The sequence below is a fragment of the Bradyrhizobium septentrionale genome (assembly GCF_011516645.4).
GTDB classification, from domain to species: domain Bacteria; phylum Pseudomonadota; class Alphaproteobacteria; order Rhizobiales; family Xanthobacteraceae; genus Bradyrhizobium; species Bradyrhizobium septentrionale.
Genome location: NZ_CP088284.1, coordinates 187,703 through 207,860 on the forward strand (window position 1 = coordinate 187,703; position 20,158 = coordinate 207,860).

A 20,158-nucleotide genomic window follows, 5' to 3' on the forward strand; every position below is an offset into this window, starting at 1 on the left:
TGGGTCATCGCGAATCACCTTCTCGTCGAGAAGGCTCAGACTCGCGCTCAAATGTTGCATCAATGGGATCAGCGTACGTGCGCTGATGCGCGGCAGATCGGCGGCGTTCGGACCAGAAGTTATTGTCTCGGCAAGATCGGTCGACGCGATGCGAACCGCCCGCGGCCGGCCGTCCGGCAGCGCGACAACGACATAGGCGGGACCGCGCCCCGACCGCTCCTTCAGCACCTCAACCCGGTGCCCAAAAAGAAAATGATGCGGGTCAGTGATCGTAACGTGAGACACGACCCGCTCGAGAATAGGGGTACTTCGACGTGTTCGGTGATCCCGTGGTCGCCACCGCGATCCTCGACCGGCTCTTGCACCACAGCCACGTGCTGACGATCCGCGGCGACAGCTACCGGCTCCGAGCCAAGCGCAAGAGCGGCCTCATCAAAACGCCGACCGCCGGTGACGGCCCTCCGGTCGGCTCCGCCTCCCTCCGGCCCGTCACCGGCGGAAACAACCTTCAACCGAGATCATAATCCCGATGGTGGGGGCAGTTCTTCATGACGCAAAGGGGGCAGTTCCGGATGGCGTTTGACAGCCTGAGGCCCCTACCTAGCTGTCCCTCGGCTAGCGCGCGACACAGCCTGGCATGAGCGGCTCGGTGGAGGTGGAACGATGGCAAGCGCGTTAGCGATTACAATCCTCACTTGTTGGTCCTCCTCGAGGCTGTTGGGAACTGATTAACTAGGCTTGCGGGATGTCGATTTCCTATCCCTTTGATGAATGGGCGCTCGTCGCGCCGGATCTCGTGGGCGACTGCCTGACTGCCTCATAAACGGCCATGTCGTCCATTCGAAGGCACTTAACGCAAAGACCCACGCGCACTCCGTATAGCCGGTTTCCCCTGGTCCTTTGCATGTCCCATGTCTGGCCCCCGTGCTTTTCTGGCCCCCGTGCTTTCGTGGATAGCATCGCAAATAGCACGAAAACCGATATCGGAGCACCTATCAGGATTGATTGGCATCTAAGGCAAGTCTACTCGCTGAGCACGTTGCATCGGCTTACAGGCGCCGTAGCTAATCGGACGCCGCTCCATGAGCGGTCTCGTTCGTTTGGGCCACGCGTAGCGACCGATCACGGACGACGGTGCAACGATTGAGCTGGCAAGCGGGCTTGGGATGATCCAAAAATTCGAGGAGCCGATTATCTGCATCGCGGGCCCCTTTTGCGGGGTCGAAGCCTGCCGAGATCGAGCCCCCGATTAGGCGTCCTATAGCCAAAAACAATTTACTCGGGAGAAACATCGGTTTTAAGGAAAGCGCGCCAGCGGACCCGTATCATCGGGTATCTATGCTATTCTCAGAATCAACATCACCCATGAAGCACCTCAACGCAACAGTGCAACCGAAACGTGGCGGCCCGGCCTTCGCCGACCGGCGAGATCAGCGAACGGAAGATCGACGCGTATCTCTTAAGTTCGCTGAGAAACGCTTCCAGCCCCTCGTTTGAGTCGTCACGCCAATCCCGGAACTCTTGGAATATCTGACCGATCGCCAGCTCTTTGCCAGTCTTCATGGTCAGAAAATGGAAGATGAAAAGATCAATGCGCGGCCTGTTCAGCCGTCCTTGCCGCTCTTCGACGTGCCAATATCGGGTCTCGCCTTTTATCGCATTTTCGATGCGGTCGTTGTCGAAGTGGTGCCAATACTTCGCGTAGAGCTCGTCGGCGTAATGCTCGTTCGCGGCGTGCTCTGGATCGGCCGCCGCCTGTTGGAAAACGGTGTTTCTGATCAGGTCGGAAGGCAACCAGGCTGCCCGCGGGCGTTAAGGGTTTCGAAGATCACCTGTGGATCGTCGTTCTCTTCTAACTCGATGACGACGAGCTGGAGACCTGTTCGCAACGCTTGAAAGAGGCCGAAGATATGACGGTCGACGCTATCGGGATCGTCGACCGACGTCGCGAATGCCGTGATCTGGGAATGGAAGTAGACGTAGGCTCCGATCATTCGGGGAAGCTCGGACTTCGCCGTGAGGCCGCTCTCCTTCAGCAGAGCTTCGGGCGTCTTTGCGGAAAGTATGAGCCGGAAGGTCGATCTGTCGGCGTTCGTCGGCCACACCTTGAAGGTACTGTCGGCCCCTGCCTTTTCGTCCTCGTTCAGCGTCAACCGATTGATCTTCGACGAATGGACGGACGAATTCGAGGTCGCGAAATCCCGTAACGCGCAAATGAAAATCTGAAGGGTTGTCAGACGTTGCTGTCCGTCGATGATTTCGGACCGGGCGACGGCGCTGCCGACAATCTTCTGCACGTTGAGCACGACAGCGCCGAGAAAGTGCGAACGCTTGGGGCTGCCGGTCTTGCTCGCCATACAGGCTTCGGCCTGCCGTTGGATATCGTCCCACAACGGCTCCCACTGTTCGGCCTCGTTCCACACATAGGCTCGCTGATAGAGCGGAACGACGTAACGGCGATCCTTCTGGAACAGATCGTAGATCGAAAGTTTGTCCGGCTTCATGACGTTTCCCAGTTAACTTCAGTCAGACCATCGAATCTGCTGCACCGAGGAAAATCGGTAGCACGAAGGGTTTGCTAAACTCAAAGATGTTTAGCTCGCGAGTCCGTCGCCATAGTCCACCGGATCCATCCAGAGCATGGCATCGTTTGCAATGGCAAAGCCCGTGTTTTCGAGCCCCATCAATGCGACGTGGTCGACGAACGGCAGATTGCGGGCAATCCACCGACCAGTGTCTTCGATGATCGGCGCGGTCAATGCATGCAGGACGACGCGGATTTCGACGCGTTGTCCCCGGTCCTTGAGCTTCAGAATGCCCAGGATCGTCTCATCGAACGCACCCTTGGCCTGCACGACGTGATCATGGACATGATCGACCGAGGCGTAGACCGGAATGGCAGCCATCAGGTTCGGGTGGCAGATCTTTTTCCAGGCGTCGACGATCCGGGAGTCGGCGAACGCCCGGCCGTTGGTCAGCACCTGGATGGCGGTTGCCGGCAGCAGATCGCGGCACTCCTTCAGGACGGCGATGAAGTCGTCCCAATCCGATAGGGTCTCTCCGCCGGTAAACGTCAGCGCGCGGGTCGACGGATCGATGAGCGGCAGGCTTTCTTTGATTTCGCCGAGGATCCACCGGTCATCAACATCTTTCGGCGATTGCGAACACATCAGGCAATAATTGTTGCACCGGTCCGTGACCAGAAACGAGTTGTGCGCCGAATTCCGGCGATACAGCGTGCGGAATTTCCTGGACGCGTGATCGAAGCCGATCACATCGCCGTCCGCAAGATAGTTATATTTCGGGGGGACGGCGACGAGCTGTCCTGTGAACGTGCCGCGCAGATCGATTGAGCCGTCGGATACGACAAGGATGGACGGCCAATTGACTTCCATCGCGCGCCGGATGTCGTCTGGCGTTCTGGCGATCGCGAAATCAGCCACGTGACGTCCAGCGGCACTGTCGACCGACCGGAGCCTGAGGACCGATCGGGCCTTGTCCGGGGAAAATCCAGCGCTCTGCAAGGCTGTGCCATAGAGAGGAAGAGTCATACGGCGGCCCATCGTCGCAGGATGGCAGCATCTTCCGGAGAGTTCTCCAGAATGTCCAGCAGCAGGCCCATGATGCCTTTTTGCCGAACGCAAAATGCCGACAAAGGCTTGATTCCCAAGGCGTCACCTGCGTTGCGTGATGATAGACGGGGTCCGCGCCGCAGTGGCGCTCATACACACAGGTCGAGCATTCAGGCGCGCACTGCGTCAGCGACGACGAAATCGGAGCTATCGCCAAATTTTGGTGACGGCGCGGCCGGTCAGGCGGCGGCGGTTATGGGCTGACGGTCAGTCGGTTTGGCGATGACCTCGATCCCGTCGTTGAATGTCACACCGAGAACGAGTTTTGGCAACTGGTTGTGGCCATCGAGACGACGCCGGCTTTTCTGCGCGGCCTCAAGCAGTTTGAAGACCATCGCGAGCGCCGTTCTGTTGGACAGGCAGCCCTTCGATCGGATCGTGCGGTGGCGCACGGTAGCGAAGGTGCTTTCAATGGGATTGGTGGTCCGCAGGTGTTTCCAGTGTTCGGCCGGGAAGTCGTAGAACGCCAGTAGCGTGTCCCGATCCTTGCTCAGGCAGTCGGCCGCCTTCTCGTATTTGGGCGTGTAGCTCTCGATGAAGGCGTCGAACGCCAGCTCGGCGGCGGCCTTGGTTTCGGCCATCCAGATCTCCTGCAACGCGCGTTTGGCTTTAGGCTGCTGGCTCTTCGGCAACTTGGCGATCACGTTGGCGGTCTTGTGTACCCAGCAGCGCTGCTCGCGCGTTTTCGGCCAGACCTCGCCGGCGGCCTTCCAGAACCCGAGCGCGCCGTCGGCGATGGTGAGCCGCGGCGGCACGCCGAGCCCGCGCCGCTTCAGGTCGAGCAGCAGATCGCGCCAGTCCTGCGCGCTCTCGCGGGCGCCATCGGTGAAGCCGACCAGTTCCTTGCGGCCTTCCGGCGTCGCGCCGATCAGCACCAGGATGCACTGCTTTTCGTCTTCGAGGCGTGCTTGGAGATGGATGCCATCGGCCCAGATGTAGACGTAGCGCTTCGCCGACAGATCGCGCCTCTGCCACGCGGTGTGTTCGTCAAGCCAACCGTCCTTCAGACGGCCGATGGCGGATGCCGACAACCCGGCAGCATCCTTGCCGAGCAGCGCCGCCAGAGCCTCGGAGAAGTCGCCGGTGGAGATACCCTTCAGGTAAAGGATCGGCAGCAGCGTCTCGATCGATTTCGAGCGGCGCATGTAGGGCGGCAGGATCGACGGAGAGAACCGGATGCGGTCGGGATCGGTAGCCTCCGCCTCGCGATCGCGTACACGCGGCTGGCGGACGCCGACCGGACCGATACCATCCATCACCTCGCGTTCCGGCAGGTGACCGTGGCGCACGAGCGCTGGTGGCCGTCCGTAGTCTTCAAATCGGCATGCTTGCCGAGAAAGTCCGCGACCTCGGCCTCGACCGCCTGGGCCAACAGAGCACGCGCCCCATTGCGCAAGATTTCGGTGAGTTGATCGTCGACGTTTCCTGGCTGAATCAACTTGATGATGTTATCTTTGGACACGGCATATCGCTCCTTCGGTGGAGAAGTGGAGGCGTCAAGCACCCCCACGATATGCCGCCTTCCCGATTCCCGCCGTCACCAACTTTCAGCGATAGCTCCTACGCGGCCCGACGGCAAGATACGTGACACATATGTTCGATATGCGCTGCCAAGAGAATGGCATCGAACATCGGCTGACCAAGATCAAGCATCCCTGGACTAATGGGCAGGTCGAGCGCATGAACCGCACGATCAAGGAAGCGACCGTCCAACGCTATCATTACGACCGACACAATCAGCTCGAAGCACACCTTGCCGACTTCATTAACGCTTACAACTACGCTCGGCGGCTGAGACCCTGAAGGGCCTCACGCCCTACGAATACATCTGCAAAGCCTGGACAAAAGAGCCCGAACGATTCACCCTCAATCCGCTCCAGCAAATGCCGGGACTAAACACCTAGGGCACGTCGGCAAGCTTCATGTCCCCACCAGCGGCATGAGACCTCAAACGAAAGTCAACTGGATGCCGGCAGCGAGCAGAAGCGCCGCGAGAATGAACCTGATGGCTGTCTGACCTAACCACTTTAGGCCGATTGCCGTTCCAGCGATGGCGCCCGCCAGGGCGGCGATTGCATAAAGATCCAAATGCAAGGACGGAGATTGACCAACGAAGAGAACTCCGGCCAACCCCACGGTGGAGTTCGCCAGGATAAAGGGAGCCGACAACCCGGCAGTCTGCTTGGGTGACGCCCAATTCAGTGCGATGAGTGTCGGGGCCAGGAACGCTCCGCCGCCCACGCCGGTCAGACCAGAAACCAGGCCGATGACCGCTCCAATGCTCACGGCTCCACAGAGCGGAGTTTTGCGAACCCGATCGGCGGCGCGTCCGCGTCGCACGATCGTCACGGCACCTGCCAGAAGAAGAACGACCCCGGTCAGCGGCTGGTAAATGTGCTCCCCGAGCGCGATGAGGCCACCGGCGAGCGCCGTCGGCATCGATGAAAGCAGAAGCGGACCCAGCATTGTCCAGTCAATGACTTTGTTGCGGTTGAAGACCCATGTCGAATAAGTTGCGACCACAATATTGAGCGCTAGCGACGTCGGGCGCATTTCTGCCGGCGGCAGACCGGCTAAAGCCATCAGCGCGAGAAACGCAGTACCGCCCGCCTGTCCAACGGTCGAATAGAGCAGTGAGATGACGGCGAAAAGCAGAGAAAGCATGCTACATCGATCCTGACGAAATTCGTCGCCTTGCTTGCATTCACCACGCAGCGATATCCTCGCGAGCCATGGCGCATTGTCGTGCCGTTCCGATATGATTGCTGCGCGCGTCCGAGCGCTTCAATCGGGGTACGCTCGTCTCGGAGGTGGATCGTCACTGCCGTCGTCATTCTGACGGAAGGGGCAGCGACGACAGTGAGCTGCGGCGGCGCAGGAGAGCGCGAAGCGCGTGTATGCATTCCATGTAAGAGATCACGTGCAGCCGACGGTTTAGCACATCATCAAGTCCGCTGGCATCTTCATCAATTGCCAAGGTTGGTAGTTGACCTAGATGCACAAAACGTCGGCTAACAGGGCACTCAATGACAGCGCGTATCGGGCGGCGCGATGTCCGCCGACTGATTGATCAAGCAGACTGCCTGCGCATCGTCGGGTAACCGCGCGACGGGAACTGGTCTGTGACGCTTTCCACCAGAATGCGCGTGTGCCTGACGCGAAGGGGGAGAATGGAACTCCAAGGTCCGAACCCAGGTCGCACAGAAACAGGGATCGCTGGGCTTCTGTCGTTGTGACCTGCCTCGGGCGGACTGCACCGTGCACACGCGGCGCGCGGCAAAACCTTTGGGCGCGCAAAGAACAATCCGGCTGCCGCGGGTTCGCTTGTACTCCCCTACTAAAGGCCCGCGACAGCTATTTCGTCACCGCGATGGAATAGGCGACCCTCGCACGAAAATTATGCACGCGAAAAGGCATACGTGATTCCTTTCGGCCGAAGATATGGTCGATCAGCGGACCGCAAGAGTATTCAAAGCTATGGCTGTTCAAAACTTTAGGGGCGGTTTGCAGTCCAGCGCGCTGTTCAGCCACCCTTAAGTCGAGGTATGAGAATAACGTTGACGCCCAACGGATTGTTAGGGGTCACCTCCCGTATCCCTGCAGCAAACTGCGCCAAGTAGGGATGACCGTGGATGTAAAAATTTCTCATCGGCCGGGACGGCCTCGGGAAGGCGTCCACTCTATTCAGCTCGCCGAGCAGGACGTCCGGAGCCGGTTGGGGACCGTGATTCCAGCCCGACCCTACGATGTGCGTGAAGTCATGATCTATTCTCCTAGCCCGCACATCGAACGCTGGACGTGACAAATGTCGCGGCAGGTCCAAATGGCTCGCACCGGCGACCAATTTCCCCTCGACCTTTCCTTTCGAGCCGCGAGGCTCCCCCACATCCCTCGGGCTCTGTCCCGCGAGTTTTTCGGTCCGAACTTTCTCCAACTCGTCAATAAAGTGCGCGGACCATTTCTGGATGGGATACGCTCGAAGCTTCACCATCATCCGTTTCCATCGAGAGCTGCGCTCTTCGGGCATCATCGAAAGTGCGGCCGAAATCTTGTCTGCTATGTCATTGATGTCGTTGGGATCGACGAGCAGCGCCGCGTCGAGTTCCTTGGCCGCGCCGGCAAATTTCGACAAAACCAGCACGCCGGGATCGCTGCAGTCTTGCGCGGCGACATATTCTTTCGCCACGAGATTCATCCCGTCACGCAACGATGTAACCACGCCGACACGTGCTGCACGGTAGAGACCCGCGAGCACGGCCTGGCTCTGAGGCTTCGTTTCGTGACGGATCGGCTTCCAGCCGGCCGCACCATGACGAGCGTTGACATCGTCGACAAGAGCCTCCACCTCGCTCTGATAATCTCTGTAGCTCTTGATGCTGGATCGTGAGGAGGTAGCGATCTGCAAAAGCGAGACGCTGCGCGGCTCCTTTTTCAAAAGGCGATCGAAAGCCCGAACGCGATTGTCAAGCCCCTTGGTGTAGTCGAGCCGGTCGACGCCGACGGCAAGCTTCTCACGATCGAGACCTTCCAATAGTGACGAAACATCGGCATTCGAAACCGCGTCTGCAGCGGATTGTGCAAATTTGTCCGTATCTATGCCGATCGGAAACACTTGGCACCGGGTTGCACCGCCATTGCGCGAGATCACAAGTCCGTCTGCGTTCGATGCGAGCCCGAGATCGGTACGGACACAGGCAAGGAAATTCTGCCTGTCCTCGTTGGTCTGAAAGCCTACCAAATCATACGCAAGCATCAATTCGGTCAATTCGCGATGATGCGGGACCAACTGCACGTTGGGTGCCGGCCATGGCGTGTGCAGGAAGAAGCCGATCGGCCGGTCTATACCACGATCACGCAGCTCAGCGCCGAGCGTGAGGAAATGATAATCATGCACCCAGAACGCGTCCCGGTCCCTATAGTCGAGCAGCGCGTCCGCCATAAGGGCGTTGATTTTACGGTAGCTTCTATAATCGCCTTCCGAGGACGAGATCCGGTCTGTTAGCGAATGTAGTGCCGGCCATAGTTCCGAATTGGCAAAACCCTCATAATGGCGGCGATACTGCTCGGCAGGCAGAGGCACCCTCACGAGCTTGCCTTCGCCGAACGCCATCACAGACGGATCAGCCTCCAGCGGGCGCGAGGGCCCTACCCAAACTGCGCCTGATTGTTTCACCACGGGGACCAGCGCCGCCTCAAGCCCGCCTGTCTTGGGTTCATCGACGTCGCTGCCGGCAACACGGTTCGACACGACGACGAGATTCACAAGTCATCCTTTCCCGTCCGATGTGCCATTTAGCCGGACGTTCGATCAGTTTGCCACGCTTGATCGCCGAAGAGTTGCGGCCTGAAACCCGACCGGACTGGGACGATTTCACGCGCGCTTCGTCGGCTGTTACTAAACACAGCGACCCGCCTCGAATAACCGGCGAGCCACGCAGGCCCTCGCTCGAGCCACGCAGGCCCTCGCTGACCTACAAGACAAGTGTGGTCATTCCGGCGCCCAGTGCACCAACAGCTTCGTCTCGCGAGGCCAGCTTTCCCAAGGCCAACGAAGCACCGGTATTTCTGCAGACGGAACCGCTTGTACTCTTCGGCGAGCCGCACCCCCTCCGTGGTCTTCTATCAGGCCGCTCGAGCGGCCTGCGAGTTGGAGCGACCATTTACGTAACGCCGAGCCGAATTGCTGCCTACCTAACTTGGTATGTGACACAGAGACGCGCTCGCATGGTGGGATCAAAGGTCCGTCACGCTCGAGCGATATAGGTAAAAGCGAATTCGTCTCGGCAGGTTTCATGCCCATTTTGGTAAAGCCACGCACATTGAGTCTGTTGACCAAATGCGAGCGTCGCCCTCCCGGGGCCAGCCTCATCATTTCGGTGTTCGCGATGTTCGACCTCGCCGACCCGGGCGCCCACCGTCTCCAAGGCGAGCAGGAGCTTTGGATTATGGCCGCGAAGGAGCTTTCGCCCGATTCCACTCTCGACATCGGCATGCCCAAACCGCAAGCCGAGATACTCATCGGCGGACATGCGGCGGCGCCTGAGGGACGGCCAACCGAACGCATGATGTTGGGCTGGGCGCTCGGACCAATCCAGAAACACCTTCTGGTGACTGGTGACCGTAATTGGCAGATGACCGGCTCCGGCTGGCGACCGACAACCGCGCAATCGTTCCAGCAAATGCCGCTAACGCGGCAACGCGCCTTTGGGGGGCCCAGCTACGCGGCGAACCGGGTGGGTGCCGGCAATGAGGCGCTACGCCGCAGCATGGCCGGCGAACTGGTCGCCCTGCCCAACGTCGAACGCCCCGAGCATGCAATTCAGTTCATCGACACGATCGCACCGCCGGCAATCTTCGGGCCCATGGCGCTTGATGATAAGGAACGTCTACAATACGCTGGAACCTACGACAGCGCCTGGCTGAAATCAGTTGCCCCCGCTCTGGCAGGCGATGCTGATCCCCGGCTTTTTCTGTTCGCTCCGCCAGACCAGCGCCTGAGCGGCTTCATCAGCGGCGGAGAACCTTACGCGCTGCAGAACTTCTGCGCCGCGCATCCATTGATCGAAGGCCACCTGCCGACCTTTCGGGTGCGCTGCTTCATCGGCTGGAGCGATGCGACACGTGGCGTCACGGAACTGCAGACACGCATCGATACCCTGTGGCTGTTCGCGGGAGCCCGCCGCGGCGTCATGATCTACCGCACCGCGATTGCCGTCCGGGAATTGGACGGCAGCGACGTTGGCGACATTATGGTCGCTTACGAGCAACAACGCGAGCTTCCGCGGCCGTTCGACCATTATCTGAATGTCCGGCAGCTGCGGCTCGACCCGGCGAGCGCCGCACGCTATGCCTTTTCGGAACACCAACTTGCTCCCGAAACGTCGGCTGTCGAACGCGCACGCCGCGCAGCGCGGCGTCGCCATTTGGCCGAACAGCGCGCAGCACGGCAGCAGGCATCGATGCGCTGGGCGCTCGATCAGGAGTTCACGCGCATTGAGCTTCCGCCTTCGCTGCGCCCGACGATCACGATACCGCCGATCGAACCATCAGTCATTCCGGAATTGTTGCCGGAGGAACTCGAGAGCGGCGAGATCGACTTGGCCGAGATCCTCGACGCGTTGGAGACAGTCCAGGCCAAGGCAGAATCCGATATCGACAAGCTTGACGCCCAATATCAACCCATGCGTGCCGCCTATGAAAGGATTGCCGGTGGAAATGCCGCATCGAGCGATATCGACGCCTTGCTTGCCGCGATCTCTTCCACGGACGCTGTGCAGTCGATGGACGCAAGCTTTGAGCAAGCTCCGCCACTCCACGAGCTGCCCGACACTGATCCGGGCCTCATCGGCGATATCGAAGACAAGCTCGCGCGTGCGAAAAATTGGCGTAGCGAAATCGGCGCGGCACCGCAACCGCTCGATGAGCAAAAACAATTTGCACTTGCACATGCTCGTTTCTTTAACCTGGCAGCTGGACGACCGCTCGAATCGATACGCAACGCGATATCGGATAACGCCGTTTCCCTTCCCGATATTTCCGCGCTGGTTCTGCCGGAAGAAGGGCGGAGCGTCACACCCGAGACGCCGCCGCGCCTGACCATTGACGAGATACTGGCGCAGATCGAAGCTTCCGATCCACCGCCTAACGCTGCCCAACAAGCGCGTACGGCGCTCACCGATGCTCAAGCGGCATTCAAAAGGGCCATTCCTGCGTTACCGTCCGACGAATGCGCGCTGTTCGAGGCCTTGAGTGCGCCACATCCAACGGCAAGTGCTGATGAGCCCGAAGCAGGGATCGCCGCGGCGAAGACCGAATCTGCGAAAGCATTGACTGTCCTGCGGACCGCGATCGACAAAGCGGAAGGACAGTTGGCAGCCGGCATGGCCGCGGCAAGGCTCGCGTCACCCAAGCCGCTCAGGCCTGAAACGACGCTGGCACCAGCCGTCGCACGCGCGCTGGGCGACATAGTGGAAGCGGAGTTCCAGCGCGGTGGCACGGTTGCCGGTCGGGATCTCGGCGGCGCCGACCTCTCCTGGCGGAGATTCGCGAATGCGGACTTCTCCGGCGCCTTCCTTGAACGTGCGAAGCTGAACGGGACCAACCTGGCCGGCGCAAACCTGATGAAGGCCGCACTGACCGGCGCGACGCTCATCAATGCTGATTTAAGCGCGACCGATCTTACCGAAGCCAATCTCGGTGAAGCCGACTGCCGCGGAACGCGTTTCGCTGGCAGCCAACTTGTGCGCACCAATCTTCTCGGTGCGCGCATGGTGGGCGCATGCTTCGACCAAGCGCGCCTTGGCGAGCTCCAGGTTTTGCGGGTACCAATGATCGGGGCAACCTTCCGCCGTGCGCAAATACAACAATGCACCTTCATCAAAGTCGCCCTCGATAACAGCGTTTGGGGGAACGCCATCCTTGAGCGCGGACAATTCATGGATTTATCGTTATCTGGTGCGAGCTTCGTTGGCGCGCGACTTGAGCAAACCTGCTTTCTCAAGGTGGCGGCGCGCCAACTCGATCTCTCGAGCGCGCAATTTGACGAAGTCAGTTTCATCGGCGACATCGACCTGCGTGACGCACGTTTCGTCCGCAGCAGTGCCGAGGCGCTCTCCTTTCAGGCGGCCAACCTCAGCGGCGCCGACTTCACCCTGGCCCGACTAAACGGGGTTTACTTCGGCAAGTCCACGCTGGCGCGCGCTACCTTCCGAATGACATCGCTGAAACGCGCGGTCTTCACCGGCAACGATCTGCGGGGCGCCGACTTCTATGCCGCCAACCTTCTCGAGGCACATCTCAATCAGACCGACCTCACCGGCGCCAGCCTACGCCATGCAAATCTCTACGGCGCCGACCTGATGGATGCGTCCTTGGTCGCGACCGATTTGAGCAACGCAAATATTGACCGCACCGTCCTGATGGTCACGCGCAATGTCAATTGATCTCTTATTGCAGTCGATCGCCCATAAGGTCCCCGTACGCGAAGCCAGTCTAGATGGCCAGACGCTATCCGGGCTGAGCCTGACGGATGGCGTTGTGCTGAGCTCTTCCTTTCGCAACAGCCACTTCACGCGTGCCCACCTTACTGGCATGACGTTTCAGGCTTGCGACTTCAGCGGCGCTTCCTTCGCCGACGCTTGCTTTGAAAGATGCATATTCGCGGGTTGCCGCGCTGGCGGCTCCGACTGGCGGCGGACGCGCTTCACCCAATCGACGTTGATGTCGTCGGATATCAGGCATAGCGACTTCACCGAGACGCGGTTCAGCCAGACGACAGCGATGCGCTGTACGTTAGCCTATACCCTGTTGTGCGGGGCCACCCTATCTCAAAGCGCACTCATGGATTGCGAGCTCGCCGGCCTCGTGCTCGACAATGCCAGGCTCACGAACGTCGCCATAACGCAGGCCGATTTGCGTAGCGCGCAGCTCACGGGACTGCGTTGCGACACGATTCTTTTCTCCGAATGTGACCTGTCGGAGCGGGATCTCTCCGGGCTGACGCTTGCGCGAGCGAACCTGAGCGGTGCTAATCTGAACGGCACAAACCTGTCCGGAGCCGACCTCTCCGGTTCGGTATTGGCGGGTGCGAGCCTCGCGGGTGCTGATCTCTCCCGTGCCACCGCTCCGAACACAGTGTTTGTGCGGGCTAACCTCCGAGCAGCAAGGCTGCGCAACGCCGATTTGACGCAATGCATCTTCGAAGAGGCGCGCCTCGACGGCTGCGATCTTTCGGGCGCACAATTGGGGACGTCCGTTTTCACACGTGCATCGGCCAAGTCTGCCGTGTTTGCCCGCGCCGACATGTCCTACGCGCTGATGCACCACGCCAAGGTTGATGGCGGCGACTTTTCCGGCTCGCGATTTCTGCGCACTGACTTTCACTGCGCGTCGACCAAAGGCAGTCTGTTCGCGACCGGGCGCGGGGGTACCCTGCAAACCGGTCCGGAACGTGCCGTCGCCGAACTCTACGATGCAAGCCGGGTCATCCCTCTCAACGGAGCAAGTTAGACATATGACTTTTGTCAATTCAAGTGGCCCGATGTCGGCGGCGGATCACGCGTTTCCTGACGTCTGCAACACGCCATCTGGTCCCGCCGTCGTGCCTACCCCCTACCCAAACCTCACTCTGAACACAACGGCTATTCCGACGCAGTCCCGGTGCCTGATCATGTGTATGCCTGCACACAACATGACGACCGAGCGCGCGACATCAATGGGTGACAACGCAGGTGTGGCCCTCGGCGTCATCTCTGGCCTTGTCATGGGTCCGGGCCGCGCAAAGGCCGGATCGGACAATTTGTCAATCGGCGGGTCACCGGCAACCAAAATGGGGATGCCGACCAAGCAGAATGGTTCCAACCCGAACGCCTTCGGACTTTCGATATCGCCGTCTCAAACCCGCTTGACGGCGCAGCGCTAAGGTGCCGACAGCCATACGATTGGGAAAGCCCGCTATGCCAAATGCCTATACGCGACTGGTCGTTCCAGACTCCCTGACATCTCCCCTGACCGAGTCAACTTATCTGCGCCTCGGCTCTTACTCAGACGAAGAAGCAAAACTCGTCACCGGTATCACGACGACCATTAGCGAAAGTCCACACGAAAGCGACAACGCCGGCTTGCTTGCCTTCACCAATCACGACTGTCAGGCAAATGTCGAAGGCGCTGCGTTGCTGAAAATCGGTCGCGGGCAGACCACGGAGGTCGCGAACGGCAACTCCCTACATAGGGTCGCGAAAGGTACCTATGAAATGGCCGCCGAGAATGGCGTGTCAATCAGTGCTGGCGCTAATGGTACTCATGCGGACGTCATTCTGACGGCCTCCAACAGCGTCAAGCTAATCAACAACGGCGACAAAATCGACAGGACAGGTGGCAACTCGGAAAAGCGGGTGATGGGCACCACCAAGGAATACTACAAGGGGCAGAGATACACCTGCATGAGCGGCCTAGCTATCACGCTGACGATGGGACTGAACGTAAGCGTCTTCTTAGGAGCAACGACGACCATCAAGGCCGGCAGGGATTATTCAATCAGTCTGGGCGGCCAGGTCTCTCTCACGACCGGCGCCAAATTCGAGTTTGTCTACGGATGCGACACCAAGATTGTGGCCGGCGATACGAGCACGTTACTTCTCGGACTTGACTTCAAGTCGGCAGTTAGCGACACCAAAATTCTCAGCAACAGTGATTTCAAGCTCGCGCCCGTTGAGGACTTGAAGGTAGTCGGCCGCGACGTCAAGACCTGCGAGACCAGCGTGTCCGTAACGAATGAGGACGTCTGCCAGGGAACGATAAGCACGGAACAGTACGAGCTTGTGAACCGAGCAGCAGAGATCAGTTCGAGCACCGGCGATAAGGAAGTCATACAAAAGAATTCGGTAGTGATCTTGTAGCTGGCTGGAGAGCAGGAATGACGATGACGATCCGCGCCACAAACACCGACATCTTGGCGATGGCCGAGCGCGTGCTTGAATCCGGACATCACACAGCTCGTATCGTGTCTGTCAGCGACGATGGCGCTGCGGCGGAGGTTGAAATCGCCGGCGATCATCACACGGCGACAGTGGCTGTTGGCTGCCTAGTTCGGCCTATTCCACAGGATATGGTGCTGCTCTTCACCGACGGTGAGCAAGCCGTCGTCGTGACCGTACTCGAGCGGACGGCTTCCAATGGTGGCGTGGTCGGTCTACCCGGAGGGCGCAACATATCGATAGAGGGCGAAACCATCACTCTCGCCACACGCCAGCGCCTGTCCTTGCGCGCCGACAGTATCGATCTGCAGACCAAGCTGTTTGCCGTGCTTGCGGACAAGGGCACCTGGATCGGCAAGCTCTACACGTTGATCGCGGACCACGTCAGATGCTCGGCGCGTATCCAGGAAGCAAGCGCCGAGTCGCTTACGATAAAAGCGGTCGCGCGCGTCGCGGTGATCGAGCGGATCGACTCATTGCAAACCGAGACCCAGGCCATTAGGGTCACCGGCATTGCTTCCGAGATGGCCCACAGCAAAGTCATCGCGGTGAGCGAGGATCTCCGCCTCGACGGCAAACGCGTCACGGTTGCATAGCGCATGCTGTCCACTGGCATGCCGGCTCCGACCCGGCAAGACCGGGTTAGAACGGCCCAAGAGTTCATTGCGGCCGGCCGCCTCGAGGAAGCGGAGGCACTGCTGGAGGGGGTCGTCGCCACGGGCGATCCCGATACACTCAATGCAAGGGCGGCGTTGGCGCTTGCGCGGCGACGGACCGAGTTCGCATTCGAGATGCTAGCGGAAGCGGCGACCATCTACCCCGAACACGCGGGCCTCACCACCAATCTCGGCATCGCCCACGAATTGCTCGGACGCACTGAGGAGGCGATGGTCTGCCTCGAACGCGCAGCCGCTCTCGCCCCGCACAACGATGAGATCAAGCTCGCGCTCGCTCATGCCCTGCTGAGCTGCGGCAAGGTTACGGAAGCCCGCGCGATGACGGAGATCGTTGTCATACACGAGCCTGGGAATGCGCGGGCCCTCCTCCAACTCGGCGCCATCGAGTTCGCCCTGGGCAACAGTTCGTCGGCTGAGGCCGTCCTGCTTCGTGCGCTTGAGATTGTTCCGGACGACCCCGATGCGCTCGGCAACTTGTCGGTGCTCATGCTTGAACGCGGTCGCTTCGACGAGGCGCTCAGCCTTGCCGAACGCGCACATTTGCGTGCCCCTCTCGATACAGCCAGGCTCCTGCATCTGGCTTATTGCCGCGCCGCAACTGGGCTGTGGCCGCAAGCAGAGGCCACTTGCAAGAAGTTGCTCGCCTATGCGCCGGCTCATGTTGGCGCCCGCGAAATCTTGGCCCGCGTTACGATTGCCATGGGTGAGGTGGACCGAGGCATTGCGCAACTGACGCAATTCGTTCGCGCTCGCAAATCTGATCCTTCCGCCGCGCTTGCCCTAGCACGTGTCCTGCAGTTCGTTGGCCGCTTTGATGAATCTCTCAACCTTGTTAGCCACGTCGTGCACACGCGCCCTGAGAATGAAGCAGCGAAGGCTCTACTGACGACGCTTGAACTGACGATCGGTCGCTACCCAACGCCCGAGCCGATCGCCTCGGCGCCTGTAACGCGGATAGCCGTACCGCCGACGACGAGCGCCCTCGAATTCGTGGCGCTCGTTCGTCTCTTGCGTCGGCTGGCGAGCCAGCAGGACGTGCATGTGGTCGCGGAGCCACGTTACCAAGCTCTTCTTACCAGTCTCGCTGAGCAGGTCATTTCCGACGAGCTGACGCTCGAGCGCTCAGCTATGCCGCTGCAATCATTATTGCGCGTTCTGCCGATCGATGCCAGCAACATTGCCGATGGGATTCCCTACCTACGCCCTGAAGCCGACCTATCTGCCAAATGGCGTGATGCCTTGGCTGTGTTCGCAAGGCCGTTGGTAGGCATCGTGTGGGAGAGTGGGGCTCTCGGCCTATCGATGGAACAGGTCGCCGCCGTGATCCCTCACGGCGTCACGCTGGTCAGTTTGGTGACCGAGGCGCAACGGCACGACATGAAGCGATGGAGTCTTCCGATCGATGCTGGTGTGCATATCGAGTGTCCCGCCGAATTGATCGCAGCGATCGTCAATCTCGACGCCGTGGTCGGGCCCGACAGCTTCGCCGTCCATATCGCCGGAGCGCTCGGCGTTCCCGGCGTGGTCTTCGTGCCGCGCGGCTATCCCTGGTATTGGGCTCAGGCAGACGGTAAGCCACTGTGGTACCCATCGTTCGAAGTCGTCGTGCAGGAGCGACTAGGTGACTGGGCTGGGGCAATCAATGAAGGCCGGCGTCGGCTTGAGGCACTGCTGCGCGCGTCAACGAGTGATTGAGTAGCGTGCTCTCACGACCACATCTGGAAGGCTGCGGTATCTTCGAGGCTGGGGATCGTGAAGTCCGCTCAAAAGTGCTAGAGCGACCGGATTGGCGATTGGACTTTCCGGTCGAGGTCGACCTCACCGATCTGCCTGATCCGCGCCACCGGACCGGTCACTTGACTCGCACCTAACACGCGCGTCGCGGACGCATCCTTCCGTCAGGTTGCCGACGGCGACTACAAAGTCGCCCGTTAAGAAGCTTCCAGGCGACTGATCTGGAATCGTAATTTGGCTGGAATGACGTTCTGAGATTGCAAGGTTTTGGTGTTTTGTGCATCGGAAGCTTGCAATTTCGTTTTCGAGATTCCCTCGACGGGCGAAGCATGATTCCCTGTCCGCATCGGAGGGCACGATGCGGCCGAAGAAGCACAAAACGACGGGAGCGAACGATTTTTTCCGGGCGCGGCTCGACCAGATCATCAATCTGAAGCACGAGCTGGTCCGGCTCACCGGCAAGATCGATTGGGACTGGATCGACGGCGAGATCGCGCCGCTCTACAGCGAGAACGGCCGGCCGGGGATTGAGACCCGCTTCGTGATCGGGCTGTTGTTGCTCAAGCACATTTACGGGCTGTCCGATGAGGGGGTATGCGAACGCTGGGTCCACGACCCGTATTTCCAGTACTTCACTGGCGAAGAGTTCTTCCAGCACGCATTCCCGCACGAGCGCTCGGACCTGAGCCATTGGCGCAAGCGGCTCGGCGACAGACTGGAACTGCTATTGGCCGAGAGCCTGCGGGTGGCGCACGACGTCGGCGCGTTACGCGGCAAGGACCTTGAGCGGGTCACGGTCGACACCACGGTGCAGCCGAAGGCCATCACCTTTCCGACCGATGCCAAGCTGCTGCATGCGGCGATCCAGGGGCTCAACCGCCTAGCGAGGAAGCACGGAGTGCGGCTGCGGCAATCCTATTCTCGGATCGCCAAGGCCACCGCGATGATGGCGGGACGCTACGCCCATGCCAAACAGTTCAAGCGGCACCAGCGGCAGTTGCGCATCCTGCGCAGCCGCCTGGGCCGGATCATCCGCGACATCCGCCGCAAGATCGAAGGCCAGGATGCGCTCGAAGAGGCGTTCGCACTCCCGTTGAGCCGGGCCACGCAGATTCGCTCGCAGCAGCAGCGCCAGCGCGGCTGGAAGCTGTATTCCTTCCATGCCCCCGAGGTGGAGTGCATCGGCAAGGGCAAGGCCAGCGCGCCTTACGAGTTCGGCGTGAAGGCTTCCATCGTCACCAACAACCGGCCTGCTCCCGGCGGCCAGTTCGTGCTGCACGCCAAGGCGCTGCCCGATAACCCTTACGACGGTCACACCCTGCGGGACGTCATCGACCGAACCGAGACACTCACCGGCTGCGCGATCGAGTGCGCCTTTGTCGACAAGGGATACCGCGGCCATGACGCACAGAACCCGCGCCGCGTCTTCATCTCCGGCCAGAAGCGCGGCGTCTTCGGCACTATCAAGCGCCAGCTGCGGCGCCGCTCCGCTATCGAGCCCGTGATCGGCCATTTGAAGGCTGACGGACACCTCGGCCGCTGCTACCTCAAAGGCCGCGCCGGCGATACCGCCAACGTCATCCTCTCCGCCGTCGGTTACAACTTCCGCCGCATCCTCGCCTGGCTAAGGGCTCTTTGGTACCTCTTCCTGGCTGCCTTCTTCTCAGTCACCAGCCACCGCACGCCACTCAAATCGGCTTCTTAACCGACGACTTTGTAGCCAAAAGCCCGACAATCCAGTCGCGCAAGCCGCCGCGGCGTTTTTCCACAACGTTTAGAAGCGATGTTGCTCCGAGAACGAGTAGCTTCCTTATATATCGATTACCCGCCTTGGTGATGGTTCCGAGAGTTGGTTTACCCCCGCTCGAAATTTGCCTGGGTGTCAGACCCAGCCAGGCAGCAAAATCCCGTCCCGAATTGAATACGCTTGGGTCTGGTACACTGGCTGTAATTACCGAGGCAACAAGCTTGCCAACGCCGGGAATTTCTCCGAGCGAACGGCTCGTCTCGCTGAGCGCGTGAGCCTTGGCGATCTCTCTCCAAATCATCGAGCGCGCTTCCGAGCGCATCAATTTGCTGACCGAGAACCTTCGCGGCCACGACAGCAGCGTCGGGAAGAGTCGCGTCGCCTTCTGCGAGGCCTAAAAGCTCGTCGACGCGGCCGGTGCCCTTGGCGACGACAAGACCGAATTCGGCCAAGTGGCCGCGTAGAGCGTTCACGCTCATCGTTCGCTGTTTGACCAGCAGCTCGCGCGTCTTGTGCAACATCAGGGTCGCTTGCTGATCAGCGCTCGTGATCGGCACAAAACGCATGGCAGGACGCGAGACCGCTTCACAGATGGCTTCCGCATCGACGGCATCGTTCTTACCTCGTTTGACATAGGGCTTTGTGTAGGCCGGCGGCATCAGAGACACATCGTGTCCCATGGCCTTCAGTTCGCGCGCCCAATAGTGCGCTGAGCCGCAAGCCTCCATGCCAACGCGGCACGGCTCGATCTTCGAGAAGAACTCGCGCATCGTCCGGCGCGTCAGCTTGCGCTTTACGGCTGGTGCATCCTCACTAGACAGCGCATGAATCTGAAAATAGTTCTTGGCGAGATCAACGCCTATTCTGATAAACTTCATCTCGGACGGTCTCCCT

The 20,158-nt window shown here is 60.0% G+C and carries 13 protein-coding genes and 4 pseudogenes; 9 read left to right on the forward strand and 8 right to left on the reverse strand.

The genetic code is table 11. The features are described from left to right. Positions 1-314: 314 nt before the first annotated feature. Positions 315-524, forward strand: a pseudogene (locus tag HAP48_RS00715) (ATP-binding protein); the annotation flags it as partial. 835 nt (positions 525-1,359) lie between these two features. Here the strand turns inward: HAP48_RS00715 and HAP48_RS00720 are convergent. The 4 genes and pseudogenes from HAP48_RS00720 to HAP48_RS00735 all read right to left on the reverse strand — a co-directional run bounded on the left by HAP48_RS00720 (position 1,360) and on the right by HAP48_RS00735 (position 5,094). Continuing rightward, on the reverse strand, positions 1,360-1,794 hold the full coding sequence (locus tag HAP48_RS00720) for a hypothetical protein (RefSeq protein ID WP_166217333.1): 435 nt from the start codon (positions 1,792-1,794) through the stop codon (positions 1,360-1,362). Next, positions 1,779-2,504 carry a DUF262 domain-containing protein gene (locus HAP48_RS00725; protein WP_166217336.1) on the reverse strand — a complete coding sequence of 242 codons (726 nt, stop codon included), beginning with the start codon at positions 2,502-2,504 and terminating at the stop codon, positions 1,779-1,781. The genes HAP48_RS00720 and HAP48_RS00725 overlap by 16 nt, the downstream gene beginning before the upstream one ends. 90 nt (positions 2,505-2,594) lie before the next feature. Further along, positions 2,595-3,443, reverse strand: a complete 849-nt coding sequence (locus tag HAP48_RS00730) for a radical SAM protein (protein WP_210293377.1) — start codon at positions 3,441-3,443, stop codon at positions 2,595-2,597. A 368-nt stretch (positions 3,444-3,811) separates the two neighbouring features. Further along, positions 3,812-5,094 (reverse strand): annotated as a pseudogene (locus HAP48_RS00735) (IS256 family transposase). A gap of 128 nt (positions 5,095-5,222) precedes the next feature. On the opposite strand from HAP48_RS00735, the pseudogene HAP48_RS00740 reads away from it, so the two are divergent. After that, positions 5,223-5,536: pseudogene (locus tag HAP48_RS00740) on the forward strand (integrase core domain-containing protein); the annotation flags it as partial. A gap of 43 nt (positions 5,537-5,579) precedes the next feature. On the opposite strand, the gene HAP48_RS00745 reads toward HAP48_RS00740, so the two are convergent. Beyond that, positions 5,580-6,296: a sulfite exporter TauE/SafE family protein gene (locus HAP48_RS00745; protein ID WP_166217339.1), complete on the reverse strand. Its 717-nt coding sequence runs from the start codon at positions 6,294-6,296 to the stop codon at positions 5,580-5,582. Between the two features lie 1,225 nt (positions 6,297-7,521). After that, positions 7,522-8,895, reverse strand: a pseudogene (locus HAP48_RS00750) (alpha,alpha-trehalose-phosphate synthase (UDP-forming)); the annotation flags it as partial. A 622-nt stretch (positions 8,896-9,517) separates the two neighbouring features. Between HAP48_RS00750 and HAP48_RS00755 the strand changes: the two are divergent. The 7 genes from HAP48_RS00755 to HAP48_RS00785 all read left to right on the forward strand — a co-directional run bounded on the left by HAP48_RS00755 (position 9,518) and on the right by HAP48_RS00785 (position 19,222). Then, on the forward strand, positions 9,518-12,574 hold the full coding sequence (locus HAP48_RS00755; protein WP_234622324.1) for a DUF2169 family type VI secretion system accessory protein: 3,057 nt from the start codon (positions 9,518-9,520) through the stop codon (positions 12,572-12,574). Beyond that, the gene (locus HAP48_RS00760) at positions 12,564-13,640 is read left to right on the forward strand and encodes a pentapeptide repeat-containing protein (RefSeq protein ID WP_166217348.1); all 1,077 of its coding nucleotides are present in this window, start codon (positions 12,564-12,566) and stop codon (positions 13,638-13,640) included. Before HAP48_RS00755 ends, HAP48_RS00760 begins: the two co-directional genes overlap by 11 nt. 31 nt (positions 13,641-13,671) lie before the next feature. After that, entirely contained in the window at positions 13,672-14,052 is a 381-nt protein-coding gene (locus HAP48_RS00765; protein ID WP_224497216.1) for a DUF4150 domain-containing protein, read from the forward strand. A 34-nt stretch (positions 14,053-14,086) separates the two neighbouring features. Further along, a complete protein-coding gene (locus tag HAP48_RS00770; protein ID WP_166217354.1) occupies positions 14,087-15,028 on the forward strand; it encodes a hypothetical protein in 942 nt (313 codons plus the stop codon). A 17-nt stretch (positions 15,029-15,045) separates the two neighbouring features. After that, complete coding sequence (locus HAP48_RS00775) at positions 15,046-15,702, forward strand: DUF3540 domain-containing protein (protein ID WP_166217357.1); 657 nt, start codon at positions 15,046-15,048, stop codon at positions 15,700-15,702. 3 nt (positions 15,703-15,705) lie between these two features. Further along, a complete protein-coding gene (locus tag HAP48_RS00780) occupies positions 15,706-17,478 on the forward strand; it encodes a tetratricopeptide repeat protein (protein ID WP_166217360.1) in 1,773 nt (590 codons plus the stop codon). A 397-nt stretch (positions 17,479-17,875) separates the two neighbouring features. After that, entirely contained in the window at positions 17,876-19,222 is a 1,347-nt protein-coding gene (locus HAP48_RS00785) for an IS5 family transposase (RefSeq protein WP_166209498.1), read from the forward strand. On the opposite strand, the gene HAP48_RS00790 is transcribed toward HAP48_RS00785, so the two are convergent. Both HAP48_RS00790 and HAP48_RS00795 read right to left on the reverse strand, forming a co-directional pair. Then, on the reverse strand, positions 19,206-19,469 hold the full coding sequence (locus tag HAP48_RS00790) for a transposase (protein ID WP_224497215.1): 264 nt from the start codon (positions 19,467-19,469) through the stop codon (positions 19,206-19,208). The two genes, HAP48_RS00785 and HAP48_RS00790, sit on opposite strands and share 17 nt — an antisense overlap. Further along, the gene (locus HAP48_RS00795; protein ID WP_166217363.1) at positions 19,372-20,142 is read right to left on the reverse strand and encodes an IS110 family RNA-guided transposase; all 771 of its coding nucleotides are present in this window, start codon (positions 20,140-20,142) and stop codon (positions 19,372-19,374) included. The genes HAP48_RS00790 and HAP48_RS00795 overlap by 98 nt, the downstream gene beginning before the upstream one ends. Between the last annotated feature and the right edge of the window lie 16 nt (positions 20,143-20,158).

Excerpts from the sequence above, each read along its gene's own strand:
- HAP48_RS00725 (WP_166217336.1), bottom strand. The coding sequence starts at position 2,504 with ATGAAGCCGGACAAACTTTCGATCTACGATCTGTTCCAGAAGGATCGC.
- HAP48_RS00745 (WP_166217339.1), bottom strand. The coding sequence starts at position 6,296 with ATGCTTTCTCTGCTTTTCGCCGTCATCTCACTGCTCTATTCGACCGTT.
- HAP48_RS00755 (WP_234622324.1), top strand. The coding sequence starts at position 9,518 with ATGTTCGACCTCGCCGACCCGGGCGCCCACCGTCTCCAAGGCGAGCAG.
- HAP48_RS00760 (WP_166217348.1), top strand. The coding sequence starts at position 12,564 with ATGTCAATTGATCTCTTATTGCAGTCGATCGCCCATAAGGTCCCCGTA.
- HAP48_RS00765 (WP_224497216.1), top strand. The coding sequence starts at position 13,672 with ATGTCGGCGGCGGATCACGCGTTTCCTGACGTCTGCAACACGCCATCT.
- HAP48_RS00770 (WP_166217354.1), top strand. The coding sequence starts at position 14,087 with ATGCCAAATGCCTATACGCGACTGGTCGTTCCAGACTCCCTGACATCT.
- HAP48_RS00775 (WP_166217357.1), top strand. The coding sequence starts at position 15,046 with ATGACGATGACGATCCGCGCCACAAACACCGACATCTTGGCGATGGCC.
- HAP48_RS00780 (WP_166217360.1), top strand. The coding sequence starts at position 15,706 with ATGCTGTCCACTGGCATGCCGGCTCCGACCCGGCAAGACCGGGTTAGA.
- HAP48_RS00785 (WP_166209498.1), top strand. The coding sequence starts at position 17,876 with ATGCGGCCGAAGAAGCACAAAACGACGGGAGCGAACGATTTTTTCCGG.
- HAP48_RS00795 (WP_166217363.1), bottom strand. The coding sequence starts at position 20,142 with ATGAAGTTTATCAGAATAGGCGTTGATCTCGCCAAGAACTATTTTCAG.